The sequence below is a fragment of the Acidobacteriota bacterium genome (assembly GCA_016196065.1).
GTDB lineage: Bacteria > Acidobacteriota > Terriglobia > Terriglobales > Acidobacteriaceae > Acidiflorens.
Genome location: JACPYL010000012.1, coordinates 600,145 through 620,284 on the forward strand (window position 1 = coordinate 600,145; position 20,140 = coordinate 620,284).

Consider the following 20,140-nt stretch of genomic DNA (forward strand, 5'->3'; position numbering starts at 1 on the left):
CACTCCTACCCAACCAGCACCGCGCCACCATTCACGTTGAAGACTTCGCCGGTGATGAATCCCGCCAGCGGCGTGCACAAGAACAGAATCGGCCCGGCAATTTCGTCGGGCGTGCCGACTCGTCCCATGGGAATCGTGCCGAAGATTTTCGCTCGCGTCGGAGGATCATTGAGCGCGGACGCCGACATGTCGGTATCCACCCAGCCCGGTGCCACACTGTTGATGTAGATTTTGTCGCGTGCCAGTTCGGACGACAGGCCCTTCACCATGCTGATGAGCGCGCCCTTGGTGGCCGCGTAGTCGCAGTGAAACGCCTCGCCACGCTGGGCGGCGGTCGAACTGACGAGCACGATGTGCCCCGCCGGAGTGCCGCCCTGCTTCTTCATCTGCGCCACCGAGTGTTTGACCAGCGCAAACACGCTATCCAGGTTGACAGCGATCGTGCGATGCCATTGCTCCTCGGTCATCTTGTCGATCGGAGCGTCCTCGGGCGGCCAGATCCCATGATTCGCGACCATGATGTCGAGCCGTCCAAATGCAGAGATGGCCGCCGCTACCAGTTGCTGCGCCGCCGCCGTCGTCGACAGATCGGACTGCACGGCAAGGCAATTCGCCGCACCACATTCGCGGACCAGATCGTCAGCCTGCGCCTTCGCGGACTGGTAATTGAAGACAACCTTGGCCCCGGCTTTGACAAACATCCGCACCGCAGCCGCGCCGATCCCGCGCGAGCCGCCCGTAATCAGAGCAACTTTCGAATTCAATGACAGGTTCATAAGCAACTATTGTAAGCCGTCATAGCCCGAAAACCGCGAATCCGCAGTCCCTGTTGGCGCACGGGTCACACTCCGGGCCGACCCAAGCGGAGTAGTTGGTGCTAACGCCTGTTAGCGACAGTTGGATTTGCGGCCGCAGTCAGGGGCACTTGGGCGGAATGATTCCCCAGCCTGCGTCAGGGTGCTGCTTTAGATACTCGACGGCACGCGGCGCTAGGTCGCAAAACCCCTCACAACCCCGCACGCTACTCAGACACGCGGCATTGAATTTGCGCGATGCCCGAACTTCTTCCACTGATGCGTCCGGCGTGAAAATGTTCTGAATCAACATTCCACCGCCATTTTCCATTTCTAGGATTGCCGAGCCGATAACAAATGCCTTCGGTTGAAGTTCGCTGTGCGGCATGGCCTCAACCAACCGCCATTCGTGGCCGAGCCATTCAGAGCGACCTTCAACCAATACTTCGCCCGAAACCGACTGCACGCGACCACCTCGGATCGCCAAATCAACTGTTGCTCCCCAATCGCGTAACCCAATGATTGCTCGCAGTCGTTTGGGAATTGCATTTGTCACGGTCCTGACGGCCCGAGTCACTCGGTCCCTCTTACCATGACCATCCGTGGTCAGAAGGCCGAACGGACTTATCTCGAAGTCGTACTGGTAATCACTCACATGGTTTCGTCGATAGTCGTATTCGCGGAGGTCTGTTGATTGTTCTCTAGGCGGTAATGGGTCTGGCGTCCACTTGTATCCGTCGTATCGTTTTATCAATGGAAGAACAGAGGCCTCGGTATCGCCGACACCAACGCGGGATGCCTCCGCGAGCATCGATGTTGCGCGATGGACCTCATGCGCAGCGTAGGCACACAGCGAACCCCAGATAGCAGCAAGAATCAGGAATGTGACGATGATTAGGCGCAGCACAACAGTACGGCCACAGGGCATTGCTCCAAAGCTCCAGTACGGCCAGACGTGCACAGGTCGTCGCACCCATTAGTTTAGTCTCCACTTTCCCCGAGAAGGTTCCCAAACAGGACGTAGTTGTTGAAAAATCGCAATTACAGTCATTGACCCGCGGGTCACATTTCGCGTCGGCCCCAATGGAGAGCGAAAAGCACTCCTTTTTCATAACGAGTATCCCGCGGTGTTTCTGCTGGGCCAATAAACAACCTACATGAATTGCGCTGGTCCCTCCGGGACGCATGCTTCTCATTCCGAAATTGAGCCACAACCGACCTTTGCGGTTAATATCTTTCTTCCGCAACAATCTCGATCTGGAGTCGGGAGACTGAGCAAATTGACCATCGACGAAAATCAGGCACGCATCCGCCGCTCCTTGTTGTGGATGGTTCTGATCGCACTGGTGATCCGGCTGGTTGTGATGGTCTTTCTGCTCGACGAGCAACTCGATCCTGCGCGCGATCACTGGCACTTTGGATACGAAACCGGACGAATCGCCCGCTCCATCGCCGAAGGCCGCGGCTTCAGCAGTCCACTGTTCGAAGACACCGGGCCCACTGCCTGGATGACGCCCGTTTATCCCTATCTCGTAGCCGGCGTCTTTAAATTGTTCGGCATCTATACCAGGACGTCGGCGATTGTCCTGGTATCGCTCAACGCGCTGATCGCGTCCCTGACCTGCATTCCTATCTTTCTGATTGCGCGCAAAGGCTTCGGCAAGCGCGTCGCCAAGTGGTCCGCATGGACATGGGTCTTCTTTCCATACGCGATCTATTTCCCCGTCGAGCGTATCTGGGAAACATGGCTCGCAACGCTGCTGCTCTGCCTGATTTTTCTAGTCACGCTCAACCTCGAGCAGGACGACCGCCTGTCGCAATGGGTGCTGTGGGGATTTCTCTGGGGACTCGAAGCGCTCACCAGTCCATCGGCGCTGTCGGTGCTGCCGTTTCTGGCCGCGTGGATTATCTACCGTCGTCATCGCACTGAGCGAAGGTGGTTCGTGCCCAACGTCGCAGCCGCGGCTATCTTCATCGCGATGATTTCTCCATGGTTTATTCGCAACTATGAGGTCTTCCATCGCTTCGTTCCGTTCCGCGACAACGTGGGGATTGTTCTCCGTCTCGGAACGAAAGCAGAAGGCATTCACTGGGCGCACTACGAGTTTGGTCCGTGGCATAACCAGAAGGAATGGGATGAATTCAAGCAGCTGGGCGAGTTGCACTACATGGACCACAAGAAACAGCAGGCCATCGAATCGATCCGCGCGTATCCCGGATGGTATGTCTGGACATCGCTGCGCCGAGCCGTATACCTGTGGACGGGATACTGGAGCCTCGATCGCGCCTATCTTGCCGAGGAACCACTCGACCCGCCCAACATCTTTCTCTGTACCACGCTGACGATACTGGCCCTGTTCGGACTCCGGCGCGCTCTAAAGAGCGACTTCGCGGCAAATCTGCCGTACGCACTCGTTCTGTTCTCGTTCCCGCTTGTCTACTACATCACCAGCCCGGAAGTGTATTACCGGCGCCCGATCGATCCATTTTTCGTGATCCTGAGCGTAGTAGCGGTGTTACCACGCCGAATAAAAGCGTAGAGACGGGGCTTGCCCCGTCTCCCCCAAAAAGAAAAGAGACGCGGCAAGCCGCGTCTCTGCGTTCAGATTCGTTCTCAAAGTCACGAGCAACCAGCAACCAGAAACAGGAAACCGTTTCTAAGCCGTTGCCGGACGCTCTCCACCCTTCACCGGATTCCGTCCCGGCTCGGGCTTGATCACTTGCTGGACGCCGTCGTCATTCTTCGACGGAAGCGGCTTGATGGGAGGCAGGTTCCTGCCATCAACCAGCATTTTGATCTCGGTTGCGTCGAGCACTTCGCGTTCGATCAGTGCTTTGGCGATGCTCTCGAGCGTCTCGCGATTCTCCGAAAGGATCGTCTTCGCCGTGTTGTAGCCCGCGCTCACCATCTTGCGAACTTCTTCGTCAATCTGGATCGCCGTGGCTTCCGAGTAATCACGATGTTGCGCAATCTCGCGGCCCAGGAAGATCTGCTCTTCTTTCTTACCGAAGGTCAGAGGTCCGAGTTCGCTCATGCCCCACTCACAGACCATTTTGCGCGCCAGTTCGGTAGCCCGCTCAATGTCGTTGCCCGCGCCCGTGGACATGCAATTGAGGAACAGTTCTTCCGCCAACCGTCCGCCCATCAGGATCGCGATCTGCGTATCGAGATAATTCTTGTAGTAGTTGTGGCGATCGTCCACCGGCAATTGCATGGTCAAACCAAGCGCCATGCCGCGCGGAATAATCGTCACCTTGTGGACCGGATCCGAGTGCGGCATTTTCGCCGCCACCAGAGCGTGTCCGGCTTCGTGGTACGCCGTATTCTTCTTCTCGTCGTCCGAGAGCAGAAGCGACTTGCGCTCCACTCCCATCAGGACTTTATCTTTCGCGACTTCGAAGTCGTACATCAGAACGGCCTTGCGATTCTGGCGGGCCGCTGCCAAGGCCGCTTCGTTCACCATGTTCGCCAGGTCAGCGCCCGAGAAGCCCGGTGTGCCGCGAGCCAGCACCGACAATTCAACGTCGTCGGCGAGAGGAATTTTGCGGGTGTGGACGCGCAGAATTTCTTCGCGGCCACGCACATCCGGACGATTCACCACCACGCGCCGGTCAAAGCGTCCCGGACGAAGCAGCGCCGGATCGAGCACGTCCGGCCGGTTCGTCGCGGCCATCAGGATGACGCCTTCATTGGATTCGAAGCCGTCCATCTCGACCAGCAACTGGTTCAAAGTCTGCTCGCGCTCATCGTGTCCGCCGCCGAGGCCCGCGCCGCGATGACGTCCGACTGCATCGATTTCGTCGATGAACACGATGCAGGGAGCATTCTTCTTGCCCTGCTCAAACAGATCGCGGACGCGGCTTGCGCCCACGCCGACGAACATCTCGACGAAATCAGATCCCGAAATCGAGAAGAACGGCACATTCGCTTCGCCCGCAACCGCGCGCGCCAGCAAAGTCTTGCCTGTTCCCGGAGGTCCAACCAGCAGTACGCCCTTGGGGATGCGTCCGCCGAGTTTTTGGAATTTTTGCGCTTCGCGCAGGAATTCGATAATCTCGCGCAGCTCTTCTTTCGCCTCGTCCACGCCGGCCACGTCCTTGAACGTGATCTTCTTCTGCTGCATGGAGAGCAGGCGCGCGCGGCTCTTGCCGAATGACAACGCCTTGTTTCCGCCCGTCTGCATCTGGCGGATCATGAAGAACCACAAAGCCGCGAGCAACACCAGAGGAGCCAGATTCAGGATCCAACTCGGCCACGTGCCGTTGCTGATGTCCTTGATATTTACGCTGACGCCCTTGTCGTGCAGCGACTTGTACATATCGGGGAAGTTCGGCGGAACGGTGGTGTGAAACTGGGAGTTGTCGCTCTTATACTTCCCGCGCACTTCCACGCCGATCACCGTCACTTCACGGACAAGGCCCTGATCCACGTCAGAACTGAACTGCGAAAAATTGATTTCCTTGTCTTTCTGGGCGTTGCTCCCGGTGCGCACCACCTGCCAGAGCAGGAATGCCGACACCATAATGACTGCCCAGAACAGCACTGTCTTAACGGTTGAATTCACCTAGAAACTCCTCTGAATCGAGCGCCTCGCTAGTTGTGAGAAAGCGCCACTATCCCGATTAGATGCCGCAGCCCGAAATTCGGATTAAGTAAAGGCCTCGTGACCACATTCTAGACCTTTTCACGGAAAAACGGGGAACCAGGAGGAGGTGACAGAAGTCACGAGGGTAAGCCGCCGAACGTAGCGCCGGCGCCCCGCCGGCAGTCGCGAGGGCAACTTGCCCTCGCACCCACGAACAATATCCCGTTCCAGTAGTGGGAACTCAAACGCGTTGCAGGCTTGGGGATTCCATTGTGCGGGCGGGGGCGCCCCCACGACAGCCGGCAAGGTGCCGGCGCTACAAGCCCTCTACGTTGCCGCCAGATACGGAAAATTCCGGCCGGTCTGCTCCGGAGAGCCCAGCCCGTATCCGCACAGAAACGCGTCATCTACCAGGAACCCGAAATAGTCCGGTTGCAGCGGCACCCGCCTGGCGGATTGCCGGTCGAGCAGCGTAACCAGTTTTACGGAAGCCGCGCCGCGTGAGCGCAGGTCGCTCATCAGATATTCCGTCGTCACGCCCGAGTGGACCAGTCCTTCGACCAGCAGAACGTGCTTGCCTTTGATCGCCAGTTCGTGGCTGAAGAAGATTTCCAGCATCGCCCCTTCGCCCGCGTTCTGCTTGTAGCGTGGCTTGATGAAGGTGCAGACCACCGGCACTTCCAGCGCGCGCACCAGGTCGGCGATAAACATGAACCCATTTTCCAGGATGCCCAGAGCGATCACCGTTTCACCCCGGTAATCGTCGGAAATCTGGCGTCCGAGTTCGCGAACTCTTTTCTGGATTTGATCGGCGGAAATGACCTGGCGCAAACCTGTATTGGGCAAAGCGGTCATAAGTGGAGTGGCGCCTCCGGAACGAGGAATAGTAACAGCACTTGGCACTTAGCGGTTAGCTCTTCGCTGGTGCCCCTATCCCCAATCTGCAGACACCACTGTCCCCATAAGAATTGTCATCCTGACCCCGAGCGAGCCGAGGGGGAAGGACCTGCTGGGCTCAATCAGAGAGGAAAGGGAAGAAAATATCGCAATTGGGATGACCCAGCCGCGCAGCGGCGGAAAGAGAAAGCCCGGCACGGGAGTGCCGGGTAAGCAAAATATGGGAAGGAGTCCCGCCAGGGACGACACTCTCACCCTGAAATTACGGGCGCCCTAGTCGCGCCGCAATATCCGTGACAACGGCTCCGCCTTTGACCGCAATTCCTCGGTAAAGTCAGCGCCCTTCTCGACTGCTTCCTCGAACCGTTCCTTCGCTTCGTCGGTCCAGTCGGAAATCGTGTCGAGCGTGTCGTCGTAGGAGCGGCGTAAATCCTTGCGAAGCTGTTTGCCCGACTTCGGCGCCAGCAATAGTCCCACGGCGGCGCCCACACCCAGACCGATCAGCAGGAAGGAGACAGCGGTGCCGACATTGCTGCGTTCCGACGTCTCATATTTTCCAATGCGCATAAAAACCTCCAAAGTCTTATTTTAGCCCCTCGGCGCGCCGCTGGGCGACCCTTGGGACATGGATACCCTATCGCCTCAATCGCGGATCCCTTGAGGGCCCCCTTACTTGCTCTTGTACCCGAACGTGACCTTGGTCTCTTCGTCCACCACCAGAGGCCGCACAAAATGGAATGCGGTTCCGGCATGGGGGACGTCCACTGCAACCGGCAGCACTCCCGCGACCCGCCGCTGCAGGTTCATGACATTCGAAGAGGGCGAATTCTGCGCGAGCTGAGCCTGCTTCTTCGCACTGCTCTCAAGCTTCGTGAACTCCGAGTAGTTGCGGCCATTGAGCGAAAGAGACTCACTGGTCACCTCAACTGTCTCCATTGTGGTGCCCACGTTCAATACAGTGCTCACCGGACCCGGCCGGTTCGCATCGTAGGCGAAATTCTGTACGCTTGGTTTGAAGCCGGGGGAGTCAACTTTTACCTTCAGCCTGCCCGACGGTAAACCGAACAGCTGCCATTCCCCTCCCGAATTCGTCACCGCATTCATCACCGCTCCCGTGTCCGTCGAAGTGACGGTGATGCGTGCATTGGAAATGATCGCTCCGCTGGGATCGACCACGATGCCTCCCAACTGGCCCGGGAGAGAGAGGTTCAATGGTGCAGACGCAGGTGGAGGCGGTGCAGGAGGAGGCACAAGCCTGGCATCCTCATTGTCCACGCCGGAAATCCCCAGCGCTACTCCTTCCTGCAACGCCGCTGGCACCAGTTCGGCGGACACGACATCGCCGCCAAAATCCTTCACCTTGAATTGTTCGGGAAGAAATACTTCCCACTGCACAAGGGTGATGGGGACATCCATGCGCGGCAGTGACAACTCCGAGCCGCCCTTCTTGGCAAACGGTGCGCCCGAATGCATGAAGACGAAGGAAACCGTGTAAGCATCCGTCGGACGAAATCCCGGCCGCAGCATCGGAACGCGATTACCGTCCGGGCCTTCGACCGGCTTCACCTTTTCTCCAGCAACATCCGCGGACAAGATGCTGGCGCCCGCGGGCAAAGCAACTTTCAGGAACGGCTGTGCCTGGTTTCTGACTTGTAACCGGACTTCCGTAAGCGACTTGCCCTCGGACGTCACCATTGTCGTCACCACCGCGCTTTCGGCCACTGCTGCCAGCACGCTGCTGTCAGGAAAGCGTACCCATTCCAGCGCCAATGTTGGATTTTCGCTGGGCTGCTTGTGATAGCGGAATGCCGCCTGCGGAGGAAAGTGAGCCAGCCCACGCAAGTATGGATTCGTTTCTTTTACGTCCATACGCTTCAGGCCGCCACCTTCGGTCGCGGTCAGTTCGAGTGTGCCGGAACCTTCGACGAGTACTTCTCCGGTCTCGCGTTGTGCGTTCTTGAAACTAAGGAAGGGAGCGTCCAGTTTGGACGATGCCAATGCCAGCGACCGCTCCATGGAAATCAGGAATTCATGATTCCGTTGGCTCGCAGCATTCACTTTCAACGTCAGCACTCCCGCCTGCACTTCGCTCGAATCGAGCGACGCCCCCGTAACTCCGGTGATCTCGTATCCAGCCGGCAAATCAACCTCGAATTGCGCCGGATCCCCTTGCACAACCGTGATGTCAGCCAGCGCCGCTACGGTCAGCTCGGCCTCGCCCACTGAAATCAGAGTCTTCAAGTCGGCGAGATAGCGCACTTCGCGCACCGGAGTGGGAGCGGCATTCTCACGCGTCGCCCACCACAGGTTCGCGGATTGTCCCGGAACCAGCGTGGCTTCGATGATCGTGCGTCCGCCCTCGGACTTCCGATTCGTAATCAGCCCCGGGTTGATGTTCACAGCGGTATGTTCGCCGGGAATCGTCAACGTGAGTGTCGTACTGCCTGCTGACGGAACTGGCAGGCTGACAGCCGCGCGCCCCGCATCGATCCGCAATGGAAGCACCGCGTCAAGCGTCACGGAAAATTCCGCCGGACCCGACAACACCGCCGTCTGCGTTCCATTTTCCAGTTGCAGCGGGAGGCTCTTTGCTTCCTGATGCGCGTCGAGGATTGTCATCCCAGACGACAGCGGCACCTTGACCACACCTTTTTTCAGCACCTCGCCTTGCAACTGAATCGTTCCGCCCACGGTCTCGCTGTCCACCTTGAACTTAAGTTCCGCCCGTTTCATCGAATAGGGCTGCGGAGGCAACTCGGGCTTCTTCGCCGGTTTGTTTGCCAATTCTGTCAAGCGGTTGAATTCATCGAGCGTGAGTGTGACGTTGCCCGGCTCCGGCTCGGGAGGAGTGTTCTTTTCCTGCGCCGCCAGTGCGACCGATCCGATCAGCAAAAGTGCCAGCCAAAATGTTTTCATCGCTTGCCTGCTTTCTTGTCGCGCTCGTAGCTGAGCGCCGCGGCGGGCGCCTGGCCCGCGCTGGTAAGTTCAGAAACCAGAAATACCGAAGGACCGAACGCGGGGAACGAAACCCGAATCGGAAGAATGCCAGTCGTGCGTCCGCCTTGCGATTTCGTGCGAAATTTTTCGACCAGCACCTGGTTGCCATGATCAGCTTTGTCCAGCGGAACCAGGATCTCCGGCGACACCAAAGCACCGTGAAACACTCCACCACCGATGCCACCGGCAACTCCCGGTGATAACTTGAGCAGGTCATATACTGCTCGCGTTTCCGTCAGCACCGCCGACGTCGGATTCACATACGTCTCCGCCCGGAACGTTCCCGTCTCCACCGTGGTTCGATAGAGCGGCGGATAGTAGATCAGCAGTCCCGTCCGCGAGATGGGGAGATCCAGCGCAGGCAAGGCCAGCGTGAAGTTCCCCTTGTCATCCCACTTCGTGCCGCGATTGAAATACACCATCTCGACCGAGAACTCGGGAGCTTCTTCTCCGCCGCGCACGCGTTCGAGCGGCAGCAGCAAGCTTCCGTCGGACGATTGCCCCGGCCGGATCGGCTTCCCCGACAACGCTGCACTCCAGACAAACGCGCCCGGCGGTAGCGTGATCTTGATGAAGTTTCGTTGATTGTTGCGAACCGCGTAGCGCGCCTGCACCAGCGTTTTTCCGTCGTTACTCACCAGCACGCGGTATCGAGCTTCTTCAACGTTCGCCAGCAACACTGCCTGTTGCGTATAGCGCGCGATATTGACGGAGAGCGCGCGCTTGGCGGGATCGCCGGTACGAAACTTAAAAGCTGCCAGTGAAGGTGATTGCCGGTTCGCGACCATTTCTCCCAGGTCGCTGGCGTCGGCCTCTTCCAGTCCCTGCGATTTCAGATCCTTGATTTCGCCCGCACCCAATACTTCGATCGCTGCCCCACCCGTCTCGCGCTCGGTGTTCAGCAGTCGCAGCAGGGGAACTTCAATCGCGCCGTCCCGAGGCAAGCGTGTTTCCCCGGTCAACACAAAGCGTGTGGACTGTTCGACCGGTTCGAGAAACGTCACCACCAGTTCACCGGCTTTCATTTCCCAATCCGCCACCGCTGCCCCTGAAACCTGGTTGATGGTGACTTTCTCCGGCAAGTGGATTCGCACTTCCTGGGTCGCGCCCTGCGTAACCTCGACGGATGCTTCCGCCGAAATCGAACTCGAATCTTCCCCCAGACTTACCAACTCCGTGAGTGTGCCGCGCATACGCAAGGGCTGCGTGCTGCGGTGATCTTCTGTTTTGCGCCGCCAGTTGAACGTAAGCGGTTCGGTGCCGTGTCCATACGCCAGCCACTTACTGCCGGAGTTCGATTCGGATTTCTCAGTGAGAAGCCCGCCACCGACGTGGACATCCACTCCCTGCCGCGGCAATTGCACCGAAGCCCGCGTCACTCCCGACGCGGTCGCCGGCAAGGAAATACTTTCGTTCCCCGCCGAGGCCGCAATCGGCAGCGCAATCTCCAACTGCAACACTGCGCGCCCGGAGTGCGAAAGCAAAGCCGACAAGTGGCCCTCGTTTCTTTGCCCCGGCGCAGCAGTCACGAGCGAGAGAAGTTTGCCGTCCAGCCGCGCCTGGCTGACCAGAAGCCCCGCTGGAATTGAAACTCGCACCCATCCGTCCTTGAGCACATCGACGGTGAGGCTGGCTCGGCCAGTCGCCAGATCTCCATTGATTTGCAGATCGTAGTCGACGCGCGTCAAGGTAGCTTCCACGGGTGGCGGTTCCTGATCGCGTTCGGACGGATATGCCCGCGCGCGCAGTGAGCGATAGTCGTCCACCGAGATCACGACCCATCCGGCTGCATGGGAATTCTCTTGTGCCGACAGGCAAGTTACTGCTCCACCTAAGACCGCAAGTAAGACCAGAAACGCGGCAAATTGCGAGTTACAGCGTGACGAACCGCACCCTCTCCTCATGACTTCCTCCTGCTGCGCGTAGGGTTGTTATTGAAAAGCATAGGCGACCGTGTCTGTAAAGAAAGCTGCCTGCCACGGTACTGGATGGAACAAGTCCCGCTTACAGAACGCGATAACCCGCCTCACTTGCGCCAGACTTGATGTTGTTTGTTGGCGTCGCGGGGGAGGAAAGCGGCGCTCACAACCGATCGATTGCACGTGCGGAGCCGATTCAGTTCTTCGCGCACTTGGCGGTTAAGAGCTCTAATCTGGGAAGGAGCCAAGCCCAAAGCCTCTAACCGCACAGCGGGAAGACGAACGTCCGGCCACTTCCCCGAACTCCCCAACCCTGTGTAAAATAAGTTGTTAACCGCGAGAGCAGCGGAAGGTCCCGTGTTCCCGCCCCGCTGCCGAGAATTTCCAAGTAGACAGCCTAAGGAGATGTAAACCAGCAATGTCGATCCCAGCGACCCAGATGCGTCCCGGCATGATCATCAAGCACAAAGATGATCTGCATTCCGTGTTCAGCGTGGAGCACCGCACTCCCGGCAACCTGCGCGCCTTTATCCAGGCCAAGCTGCGCAATCTGCGCACCGGCGCCATGTTCGTGGAACGATTTCGCTCGCCGGACCCGATTGAAAAAGTCAACGTCGACCAAGTCGAAATGGAGTTTCTGTACGCCGACGGCGACAACTACTACTTCATGGACACTTCGAACTACGAGCAAATGCACCTGACGCGCGAGACCCTGGGCGACGCGGTGGAGTACCTGACGGCGAATCTTCCGATCAAGGTGGAATTCTTTGACGGCAAAGCTGTCGGCATCGAGTTGCCGCAGACCGTAATCCTGACCGTGACCGAAGTCGAACCCGGCCTGAAGAGCGCGACCGCCTCCAGCGTGACCAAACCCGCCACCACCGAAACCGGCCTCGTCGTGCAGGTGCCGCCCTTCATCAACGAAGGCGAAAAGATCAAAGTCGACACCGCGGAAGGAACGTACCTGTCGAGAGCGTAGAGAAAGGTCAGAGGTCAGAGGTGAGATTGCAGAAGTAGATCGCTTCTAGACACGAGCTTCGGGCTACGAGAAAGCCGTTCGCTCGCGGCTCGAAGCTCGTAGCTACCTTGCAGTCTGACTTCTAACTTCTGCAATCAACCATGCCTTCCACCGAAAACGCCGCTCCCCAAACCCGCCGCTTTCTGGTTCGCGGACGCGTCCAGGGTGTAGGTTTTCGTTGGTTCGTCGAACGCGAGGCGCACATCCTGAAAATTGCCGGATGGGTTCGCAACCGCTCCGATGGAACTGTTGAAGTGCTGGCCATGGGTACGCGCGACCAGTTGTCCGGATTGCGTTCCCGCCTGCGTGAAGGCCCGCGCGCCGCGCGCGTCGACGATGTTGAAGAATCGGAAGCGGAAACCGTCAAGGGATTGAATTCATTTCGTATTGAAGGAGCCTGGTAGATGTCGAGCACGAATTGTGATGGCTTGAAGAAATTGATTCGCGAGGTGCCCGACTTCCCGAAGCCGGGAATCCTGTTCTACGACATCACCACGCTGCTCAAAGACAAAGCCGGCTTCGCCACGCTCATCGACTCGCTCTCGGAGAACTACATCGGCAAGGACGTGGATCTGGTCCTCGGCATGGAAGCCCGCGGATTCATCTTCGCTCCCGCGCTCGCTTACCGCTTGAATGCCGGATTCGTCCCGGTTCGCAAGCCTGGGAAGTTGCCCGCGGAAACTTCCAAGCTGAGCTACGACCTGGAATATGGCAGCAACACGCTCGAGATTCACACCGACGCGATCAAGAAAGGTCAGCGTGTGCTGATTGTCGACGATCTGCTTGCCACTGGCGGCACCGCCGCGGCCACCGCGCAATTAGCGCACGGGCTTGGCGCGGAGATTACCGGCCTCGCATTTGTGGTCGAACTTGATTTTCTTAAGGGGCGGGAAAAGCTGGCGGGATACGACGTTTTTTCTGTGCTGCGTTACGACCACTAGAGACGAACGAATCTTGCCGGCGCGGCTGGCTACGCCGGCTCTTGCTTCAATTTAGTCCGGGCAAACTTTCTGCGCGAACTTCTCTTCGCAATTCCTACTTTACGATCTCTCTGACGATTCGGATCAAACCGACCCAGATCGCCATGCTGCATAGTGCGCTGCCTGCAAAAGAGAGAATCGCGGTCCAGTTCGGACGCGTTACTTCATCGGTGTCATTGCGCCACATGGGGGAGGCTCCTAACACTTTATTGGATGCAATTGTGGTGCCGTACGATTGCTGTTCGCAAGTACCTCAAAATATTCGTGAAAGATTGGTTTCGCCAATGTACTCCCGCCAGATGCCGCAAGTCCAAGAAAATATTGCTGGTTTGCAGGGAAAAATCACCCATTTCCATTATTGGGAATTCCGGCCTCCGACCCTGATCGACGTCACTGGACTACGTGGAAACGCATCCGCTAAACGGTACCGCCGAGAGAGTCCGCCACGGGCGGCCCATCTCCTCCGCGGAGTGGCGAACAAAAGACGATTCAAAAGCGTCCGAAGCGCTGCGATTTTTGTCGAGAGACAGTCACACCGCTCGCCAGTCTATTGTGCCGACGTCCCAGGCACCCGGCGATCCCCGCTAGCATCGAGCAGCGTCAATTCGCAGTAGTACAATCCATGGCATGGACGGACTGCTGCAACCGAGTTCCACGACGCAATCGGAAGAATCCAGTCTCCGGCCAATCCTTATCGGCGTATTCATTGTTGCCGTTGTGGTAACAATCCTCGTCCTGGTTCTTCGTTCTCAGCAGAAGCCGCCTGCACCACCACCGCCGTATGCATCCAATTTGAAATTCTCGGAACTGAAAGCGAGTGCTGCCCAGAATTTCGTAGGCGCAACCGTCAGCTATCTTGACGGAACCGTGACCAACACCGGCGACCAGACGGTCATCCATGCCGTCGTGCAAGTCACCTTCAAAGACGACATGGGACAAACCGCGCAGCGCGAAGAAACACCTCTGCGTGTTCTCCGCACCGCTGGCCCCTACGACGAAGCCGTTGATCTGAACCTCTCTCCTCTCGCCCCCGGCCAGAGCAAGCCGTTCCGTCTCACTTTCGAAAGCATCTCCGCGCAATGGAACCATGCTTATCCGGAGATGGTGTTCACGGACGTAAGAACCAGGTGAGCCTGTGGAGGTCGGACACTCTTGTCCGACAGTGTTGAGGTTGGGGTTGTTTCTGATTGCCTTGCTTGAACAAGATCAACTTCAACCGCGTCGGACAAGAATGTCCGACCCACACGATCCTATTTTTCGCGCAGCAACACCACATCGGAAGTATTGTGGGTGCGGGCGACGGCGAGCATTTTTCCGTCCGGCGACCATTCGAATTCAGCGATGCGCTCCGCATTGAAGGTAGTTATCTGGTGACCGGGCGAGCCATCCAGAGGTTGGACAAAGATGTTATCGACTCCCTTGTCGCGAACAATATAAGCGACTGATTTCCCGTCCGGAGTGAAGCTGATGACGTTCGTGAAGGCGCCGGATCCACCTCCACCGGCGATGCGCGGATCGGGTTTCACGAGTCGCGTGGAAGGCTGCGCACCCGGTTCGATGGTGATCAGGGCGAGCATGCTGAGAACGGTTCCCGGTTCGCCGGGAGGGCTCATTTCCGCATTCACCACCAGCAGCTTTCCGTCCGGCGAAATGGCTTGCCCCGCACCGATTCCATACATGCCCGGCACATCGGTCCCGGGAACCGGTTCGGGCGTGCCGCCGTCGGTGCTCACCCGCTTCGTGAACTTCGGGCCTGCCACCCCGCCGAAGTAGACCCATTTTCCATCGGGCGTACACGCCGGGTAGTAATCGAATGTGCCCTTGGTGAGTTGAGTCGGGTTGGAGCCATCGGCATTGGCGCGCCAGATGCCGGCCCGGTTCGTGCCTCCGTGGAAAGCCCAGGGGATCGCGATATAGCGATCACCGCAGCGCGCCATATCCACCATCCACGAATTCGGATCGTTGAGTACGCTGGTCTGTTGCGAACCATCGCTGTTCATCCGTTGTATCGATTGCCCGTCGGAAACCAGCAGCTTGCCGTCCGAAGTCCAGGCAACCGAGCGTGCCTCCGGAATTTGCGCCAGGGGCTCCGGCTGCGTCTTTCCCTGGCCTCCCAGGTTGGAAAACACGCTCAGGCTGCGCGTAGTTCTCACTTGCACGGTGGCCGCGGTTTTGGCATCCGCGGAGAGAGTGAGCGTCTGATACCCGTTGGTGTCACGGGTGACGGGTTGCATCGGTGCGCCGCGGGAGACAACGCCGATCTGCGGACGGAAATAGCTGGGCCCTTTCTCCTGGTAATTGGCGAGGAGCCATCGATTGTCCGGTAGCCAGGAGATTTCGTGAACCAGTTCATCTTTGAAAGCGACCAGAGGCTCGACCTGCTTGCTCGCGATATCAAACACTTTGATGGTGCCAAGCACATCGCCCAGCGTGAATACGCTGTAGACGATCTTCTTGCCGTCCGGAGACCAGCTGATGTTGCGCGGAAAATCCTCGGTCGCGACGCTGTCTGCAATGCGCAGCACGCTTTCTTCGCTGCCATCGAGATTCGCGCTGACCAAACGCCACTTGCCGACTTCGGGGTCGTTGGCGCGAGCGAATGCCATGCGATGGCCGTCGGGTGAAAACGCAGCTTGCGTGTCGACGTCCCGCACGATTACCTGCGGCGTGCCGCCCAGCACCGGAGTACGGAACAAGTCCCACTCCGTCTGGGTGCCGAGTCCCGCTTTGCGGAAGTAGACGTAATTGCCGTCGGGAGAGAAGGCGAGCGAGCCGTAGACCGCAGATGCGGGAGGAACAATTTGCGTGTCGCTGCCTGTGGGAACGTTCCGCAGCCACAGGCTCTGCAGGCCGTTGTCGTCCTGCACGCTCAGAACGTACTTGCCGTCACGCGAAATCGCAGCCTGCAGAGCCTTGCCCGTGCTCGTGACCTGCGTGATCGTGAAATTCTGAAACGGCATGGGGCCGCTGCGGCTCAGGAGCGAGTAGATCCCGAAACCTCCAGCAACAAGCAGCACCAGGGCCACAGCCGCAACGGCGACAACGCCGACCTTATGCTGCTTCGCTACCGCGGACACGCTCGAACTACTCGACATCGCTGTGCCAGACGAGGCCTGCATAGCCGCAGGGCCGCTTCCGCTCGTCGCGGCCGGCGCTTGTTGCCACACCGATGCCGATGCCGAGGCAGGCTGTGCGGGACTGTCTCCCGATTCCTGCTGCGCCACCGGCCGATGTCCAGAACTGCTGTCCCGCTGCAACCGCTTCAGATCGCTGCGGATCTCCGACGAATGCTGGTAACGCAGATCGCGATCTTTTTCCAGCGCCTTGTTGATGATCTCTTCGAGCCGCGCAGGAACATCCGGATTAAGCCGCAACGGCTGCACCGGCGCGCGATTCAGGATCGCGTCAAAGATGACCGCCGAGGTGTCCCCGCGAAAAGGGACAGAGCCGGTGACCATCTCGTACAAGACCGCACCGAAGGAAAACAGATCCGTGCGCGCATCGAGTTCTTTGCCCTTGGCCTGCTCCGGAGACATGTACGCCACCGTGCCGACGGCCATTCCCGGACTGGTCAAAAATTCCTGACTGACGCCCGCCGTGGCTTCGATGGCGGCCGCGTCCTTGCCGGTGGCGGGAGTGAGTTTGGCGAGGCCGAAGTCGAGAACCTTGGCGTGCCCGCGCTTGGTCACGAAGATATTGGCCGGCTTGATGTCGCGATGCACAATGCCTTCGCTGTGCGCGGCGTCGAGGGCATCGGCTATTTCGATAGCCAGCGAGAAAGCCGTTTCCATCTCCATCGGCTTGGAGGCGATGCGGTGCTTGAGCGTCATGCCATCCAGAAATTCCATGGCAATGAACCGCTTGCCTTCGTGCTCGCCAATTTCGTAAATGGTGCAGATATTGGGATGGTTCAGGGCCGACGCGGCCCGAGCCTCGCGGCGGAATCGCTCCAGCGCCTGCGGATCCTGCGCGACGTCTTCGGGAAGGAATTTGAGCGCGACAAAGCGCCCGAGCGAGGTGTCCTCGGCCTTGTAAACCACGCCCATCCCGCCACCGCCCAGCTTCTCGACGATGCGATAGTGCGTGATAGTTTGGCCGATCATGCGGGAAGACGGCTGCTCATGGACGCTTCATCTTACGGAGGCGGGGGCGGGGCGTCAACGCGAGGGGGGTGTTGGTGCAAATGGCGATCTTTCGCCAAATACCGCGGACTAGTTCGTCGGCCAACAGAAGACAGGGCCGTCTACGACTTTGATTTGGGGGGAATTCGTTAGCAGGACAGACACTGGATACACGACTGCTGATTCCCAGATTCCATCAGCCTTTTCATAGCCGCTACAACTGGGGCTATCCGCTTGTTTTATTCCGAAGTCTGTCCTGACTCTGTTCCAGCAATCCGACTGTTCTGTTTTTAAGTCACAACCGGCACGCACGACGCGGAAGTAGGTCAAGCTGGGAACTTGGTCAGTCCCCTTCATGATACTGAAGACATGTTTGATACGCAGTTTCTTCTGATAGTACTCAAGCAACGAAGAGTCCTCAAACAGCTTTCGCCCTGTTCTGACATCAAAGACCCCGAATGGTACACCCCCGTCGTCACCGTCAGCAGCACTAAAGAAAACAAACGTCGCCTTTACGCCCCAAAAGTACCCGCTCCACTCCGGGGAGATGTAAACCCTTTCATCCTTGCTGTGTCTCGATACGCATGCCGCTTGTGTCGAAGGAACAATCGACAACCACTCCGCACCCTTCTGCCCCTCGTCGTACTGTTTCACGGCAAAGCTCGAATAGTAGTAGCACGTCAGCTTTTTCCTAACGTGTTGACTAGGCCTGTAGTACGGGGAGGGGCCGAGGTCTACGACGGTCCTTTTCAATGGCTTATCGAAGCCCTCCTGAGCGTTCAGAGAACCCGCCACGAGGAGCAACAGCACGAATAGTTTCACCTCGACAATGTAACTCTGTAGATGCGTGGTCGCAATCACTGTCGAAATCAGGCGCTAGCACAAGCTTGCGCCACCCGTTCGCCAAGTCGAGACAACGAGTGTACTGGACTCTGACCTTCCCTACCTCCATTTACAATCTCCCCATGTCCGAAGCAAAACCAGTTCGCCTCACAGAGACCGTAAAAGCCGGTGGATGCGCCTCCAAGCTGAGCCCGGCATTGCTCGACAAAGTGCTGGGCAAACTGCCTCGACAGGAAGATCCCAGAGTCCTGGTCGGTTTCGACCATGCCGACGACGCGGGCGTGTACCAACTCACGCCTGAGCATGCGCTGGTGCAGACCGTCGACTTCTTCACTCCCATGGTCGACGATCCCTATACCTTCGGCCAGGTCGCCGCCACCAACGCGCTCAGCGATGTATACGCCATGGGCGGAAAGCCGCTGACTTCGTTGGCTCTGGTTTGTTTTCCCGAAAAATCCGATCTCGAGATCCTGGAACGGATCCTCGCGGGCGGCCTCTCGAAGATGATCGAAGCCGGATGCACCGTCGTCGGCGGCCACAGCATTCGCGACGAGGAGACGAAATTCGGATACGCCGTGACCGGCCTCATCCATCCGCAAAAAGTTCTCGCCAACAGCGGCGCGAAGCCGGGAGACTCTCTCGTCATGACGAAGGCCATCGGCACGGGTGTGATTTCGACGGCCATCAAGAAAGGCGCGGCCGATCCAGCCTGGATCGCGGCATCGGTCGCTTCCATGACGACCCTTAACAAGAAAGCTGCGGAACTCATCGCCAACAAGGGATATCAGGTGCACGGCATGACCGACATCACCGGCTTTGGTGTGATTGGGCATGTCCGCGAAATGGCGTTGGCAAGCCACGTCTCGGTGCAACTATTCTCGAACCAGTTTTCCCTGCTGCCCGGAGCCCTGTTGAGCGTGCGCGCCGGGCACATTCCCGGCGGCCTCAAAGCCAACCGCGAGTTCGCCGAATGTGTGGTCGAGTACCAGGCGAACATTCCGGAGGATCTCAAGACGCTGCTCTTTGATCCTCAAACCGCCGGCGGACTCTTCATCTCAATCGCGCCCCACGAATGTGAAGGGTTCGTGCGCGAGTTGGAGGACTTGGGATTTCCCGCGCGCCACGTCGGCGATGTGATGGAAGCCGCAAAGCCTTTGATTCGAGTGTTGTGAGTGGTCGATCCGATCTGTTGAGCTGCTGATAAATGCCGATGTTGACCTTGTTTTTGGGTGGGGCAGCGGTTCACCGCTGCGGTAAGCGCCCTGATTGAATGCGGCTCGATCCGCTGAGGGCAGAGCGCTCAACATATTGCATTTCTCCCGCGGTCTCTCCACGGGCCGACGTCACCGACGGGTATTACGCGGTGCACATCTCGGGGGCTGAACTCAAAACAAACGCCTCTACCGCAGCGGTGAACCGCTGCGCCACCCAAAAGTCCTTTGTCATCCTTGCAATAACGCCCATATCCACGCCAGGTGATGGTCGTCGTGTTCGGCGGCAAAATACAGATGATCCACCAGTCGCATGGGCTGCCGCAGCCGCGGATGCAGTTTTGTCCGGGCCACGTCCGCCGAGTTCATTGCCTCGATGCGCGTTAGCAGCCGCAACCGCGATGCGCGAAACTCCGCCACAATCGCCTCAATTGGCCGCGCATTGTGATTCGCCTCGTGCGTCCGGCGGTTGGTCAGGTCGGCGGCAGTGAGTTCCGCGCCTTCGGTGAGAAAGTCATCGACACGCGCCAGCCACAGTGACTCCAGATCGAGCAGATGCCCTACATGCTCCTGCGCCGACCACTTTTCTCCTGGCTTCCTCGCCAGAACTTCGCGAGATGCCCCGCGAACCAACTCCTCGATCCGCGCCGGTGTGCCACGCAACCGCGCACACAGATTCGGAAGCAACTCGACCGGAAACGTGAACTCGAACTTCCGCTCAAACCAGATGGGTGCCTGTTTCATGAGGACTCCAGAGTTTTGCCTGTCACGGAA

At 58.4% G+C, this 20,140-nt stretch carries 16 protein-coding genes; 6 read left to right on the top strand and 10 right to left on the bottom strand.

Annotation, left to right across the window (positions count from 1 at the left end; translation table 11 throughout):
* Window positions 1–5: 5 nt before the first annotated feature.
* On the bottom strand, window positions 6–776 hold the full coding sequence (locus tag HY010_14815) for a glucose 1-dehydrogenase (GenBank protein ID MBI3477001.1): 771 nt from the start codon (window positions 774–776) through the stop codon (window positions 6–8).
* Between the two features lie 139 nt (window positions 777–915).
* Window positions 916–1,722 (bottom strand): hypothetical protein, encoded by an 807-nt coding sequence (locus tag HY010_14820; protein ID MBI3477002.1) that lies wholly within the window; start codon window positions 1,720–1,722, stop codon window positions 916–918.
* A gap of 352 nt (window positions 1,723–2,074) precedes the next feature.
* On the opposite strand from HY010_14820, the gene HY010_14825 reads away from it, so the two are divergent.
* Window positions 2,075–3,334 (top strand): glycosyltransferase family 39 protein, encoded by a 1,260-nt coding sequence (locus HY010_14825; protein ID MBI3477003.1) that lies wholly within the window; start codon window positions 2,075–2,077, stop codon window positions 3,332–3,334.
* Between the two features lie 117 nt (window positions 3,335–3,451).
* On the opposite strand, the gene HY010_14830 is transcribed toward HY010_14825, so the two are convergent.
* The 5 genes from HY010_14830 to HY010_14850 all read right to left on the bottom strand — a co-directional run bounded on the left by HY010_14830 (window position 3,452) and on the right by HY010_14850 (window position 11,178).
* Window positions 3,452–5,359: an ATP-dependent metallopeptidase FtsH/Yme1/Tma family protein gene (locus HY010_14830; GenBank protein ID MBI3477004.1), complete on the bottom strand. Its 1,908-nt coding sequence runs from the start codon at window positions 5,357–5,359 to the stop codon at window positions 3,452–3,454.
* 348 nt (window positions 5,360–5,707) lie between these two features.
* Window positions 5,708–6,235 carry a hypoxanthine phosphoribosyltransferase gene (locus HY010_14835; GenBank protein ID MBI3477005.1) on the bottom strand — a complete coding sequence of 176 codons (528 nt, stop codon included), beginning with the start codon at window positions 6,233–6,235 and terminating at the stop codon, window positions 5,708–5,710.
* A 315-nt stretch (window positions 6,236–6,550) separates the two neighbouring features.
* Complete coding sequence (locus HY010_14840; protein MBI3477006.1) at window positions 6,551–6,844, bottom strand: YtxH domain-containing protein; 294 nt, start codon at window positions 6,842–6,844, stop codon at window positions 6,551–6,553.
* Between the two features lie 102 nt (window positions 6,845–6,946).
* Window positions 6,947–9,193 (bottom strand): carboxypeptidase regulatory-like domain-containing protein, encoded by a 2,247-nt coding sequence (locus tag HY010_14845; GenBank protein MBI3477007.1) that lies wholly within the window; start codon window positions 9,191–9,193, stop codon window positions 6,947–6,949.
* The gene (locus HY010_14850) at window positions 9,190–11,178 is read right to left on the bottom strand and encodes a hypothetical protein (protein ID MBI3477008.1); all 1,989 of its coding nucleotides are present in this window, start codon (window positions 11,176–11,178) and stop codon (window positions 9,190–9,192) included. The genes HY010_14845 and HY010_14850 overlap by 4 nt, the downstream gene beginning before the upstream one ends.
* A 433-nt stretch (window positions 11,179–11,611) precedes the next feature.
* Between HY010_14850 and efp the strand changes: the two genes are divergently transcribed.
* From efp to HY010_14870, 4 genes are all read left to right on the top strand, one after another.
* A complete protein-coding gene (gene efp / locus HY010_14855; protein ID MBI3477009.1) occupies window positions 11,612–12,172 on the top strand; it encodes an elongation factor P in 561 nt (186 codons plus the stop codon).
* Between the two features lie 140 nt (window positions 12,173–12,312).
* Window positions 12,313–12,615 carry an acylphosphatase gene (locus HY010_14860; protein MBI3477010.1) on the top strand — a complete coding sequence of 101 codons (303 nt, stop codon included), beginning with the start codon at window positions 12,313–12,315 and terminating at the stop codon, window positions 12,613–12,615.
* Complete coding sequence (locus HY010_14865) at window positions 12,616–13,152, top strand: adenine phosphoribosyltransferase (protein ID MBI3477011.1); 537 nt, start codon at window positions 12,616–12,618, stop codon at window positions 13,150–13,152.
* 666 nt (window positions 13,153–13,818) lie between these two features.
* Entirely contained in the window at window positions 13,819–14,322 is a 504-nt protein-coding gene (locus HY010_14870) for a DUF2393 family protein (GenBank protein MBI3477012.1), read from the top strand.
* Between the two features lie 119 nt (window positions 14,323–14,441).
* Here the strand turns inward: HY010_14870 and HY010_14875 are convergent, their stop codons facing one another.
* Both HY010_14875 and HY010_14880 read right to left on the bottom strand, forming a co-directional pair.
* Window positions 14,442–17,294 carry a protein kinase gene (locus tag HY010_14875; protein ID MBI3477013.1) on the bottom strand — a complete coding sequence of 951 codons (2,853 nt, stop codon included), beginning with the start codon at window positions 17,292–17,294 and terminating at the stop codon, window positions 14,442–14,444.
* 108 nt (window positions 17,295–17,402) lie between these two features.
* A complete protein-coding gene (locus HY010_14880; protein MBI3477014.1) occupies window positions 17,403–18,173 on the bottom strand; it encodes a hypothetical protein in 771 nt (256 codons plus the stop codon).
* Between the two features lie 104 nt (window positions 18,174–18,277).
* Between HY010_14880 and selD the strand changes: the two genes are divergently transcribed.
* The gene (gene selD / locus HY010_14885; GenBank protein MBI3477015.1) at window positions 18,278–19,327 is read left to right on the top strand and encodes a selenide, water dikinase SelD; all 1,050 of its coding nucleotides are present in this window, start codon (window positions 18,278–18,280) and stop codon (window positions 19,325–19,327) included.
* 270 nt (window positions 19,328–19,597) lie between these two features.
* Here the strand turns inward: selD and HY010_14890 are convergent, their stop codons facing one another.
* The gene (locus HY010_14890) at window positions 19,598–20,110 is read right to left on the bottom strand and encodes a DinB family protein (GenBank protein MBI3477016.1); all 513 of its coding nucleotides are present in this window, start codon (window positions 20,108–20,110) and stop codon (window positions 19,598–19,600) included.
* Window positions 20,111–20,140 lie beyond the last annotated feature (30 nt).

Excerpts from the sequence above, each read along its gene's own strand:
- HY010_14850 (MBI3477008.1), bottom strand. The coding sequence starts at position 11,178 with ATGAGGAGAGGGTGCGGTTCGTCACGCTGTAACTCGCAATTTGCCGCG.
- HY010_14875 (MBI3477013.1), bottom strand. The coding sequence starts at position 17,294 with ATGATCGGCCAAACTATCACGCACTATCGCATCGTCGAGAAGCTGGGC.
- HY010_14860 (MBI3477010.1), top strand. The coding sequence starts at position 12,313 with ATGCCTTCCACCGAAAACGCCGCTCCCCAAACCCGCCGCTTTCTGGTT.
- HY010_14815 (MBI3477001.1), bottom strand. The coding sequence starts at position 776 with ATGAACCTGTCATTGAATTCGAAAGTTGCTCTGATTACGGGCGGCTCG.
- HY010_14870 (MBI3477012.1), top strand. The coding sequence starts at position 13,819 with ATGGACGGACTGCTGCAACCGAGTTCCACGACGCAATCGGAAGAATCC.
- HY010_14820 (MBI3477002.1), bottom strand. The coding sequence starts at position 1,722 with ATGCCCTGTGGCCGTACTGTTGTGCTGCGCCTAATCATCGTCACATTC.
- HY010_14835 (MBI3477005.1), bottom strand. The coding sequence starts at position 6,235 with ATGACCGCTTTGCCCAATACAGGTTTGCGCCAGGTCATTTCCGCCGAT.
- selD (MBI3477015.1), top strand. The coding sequence starts at position 18,278 with ATGTCCGAAGCAAAACCAGTTCGCCTCACAGAGACCGTAAAAGCCGGT.
- HY010_14865 (MBI3477011.1), top strand. The coding sequence starts at position 12,616 with ATGTCGAGCACGAATTGTGATGGCTTGAAGAAATTGATTCGCGAGGTG.
- HY010_14890 (MBI3477016.1), bottom strand. The coding sequence starts at position 20,110 with ATGAAACAGGCACCCATCTGGTTTGAGCGGAAGTTCGAGTTCACGTTT.
- HY010_14845 (MBI3477007.1), bottom strand. The coding sequence starts at position 9,193 with ATGAAAACATTTTGGCTGGCACTTTTGCTGATCGGATCGGTCGCACTG.
- HY010_14840 (MBI3477006.1), bottom strand. The coding sequence starts at position 6,844 with ATGCGCATTGGAAAATATGAGACGTCGGAACGCAGCAATGTCGGCACC.
- efp (MBI3477009.1), top strand. The coding sequence starts at position 11,612 with ATGTCGATCCCAGCGACCCAGATGCGTCCCGGCATGATCATCAAGCAC.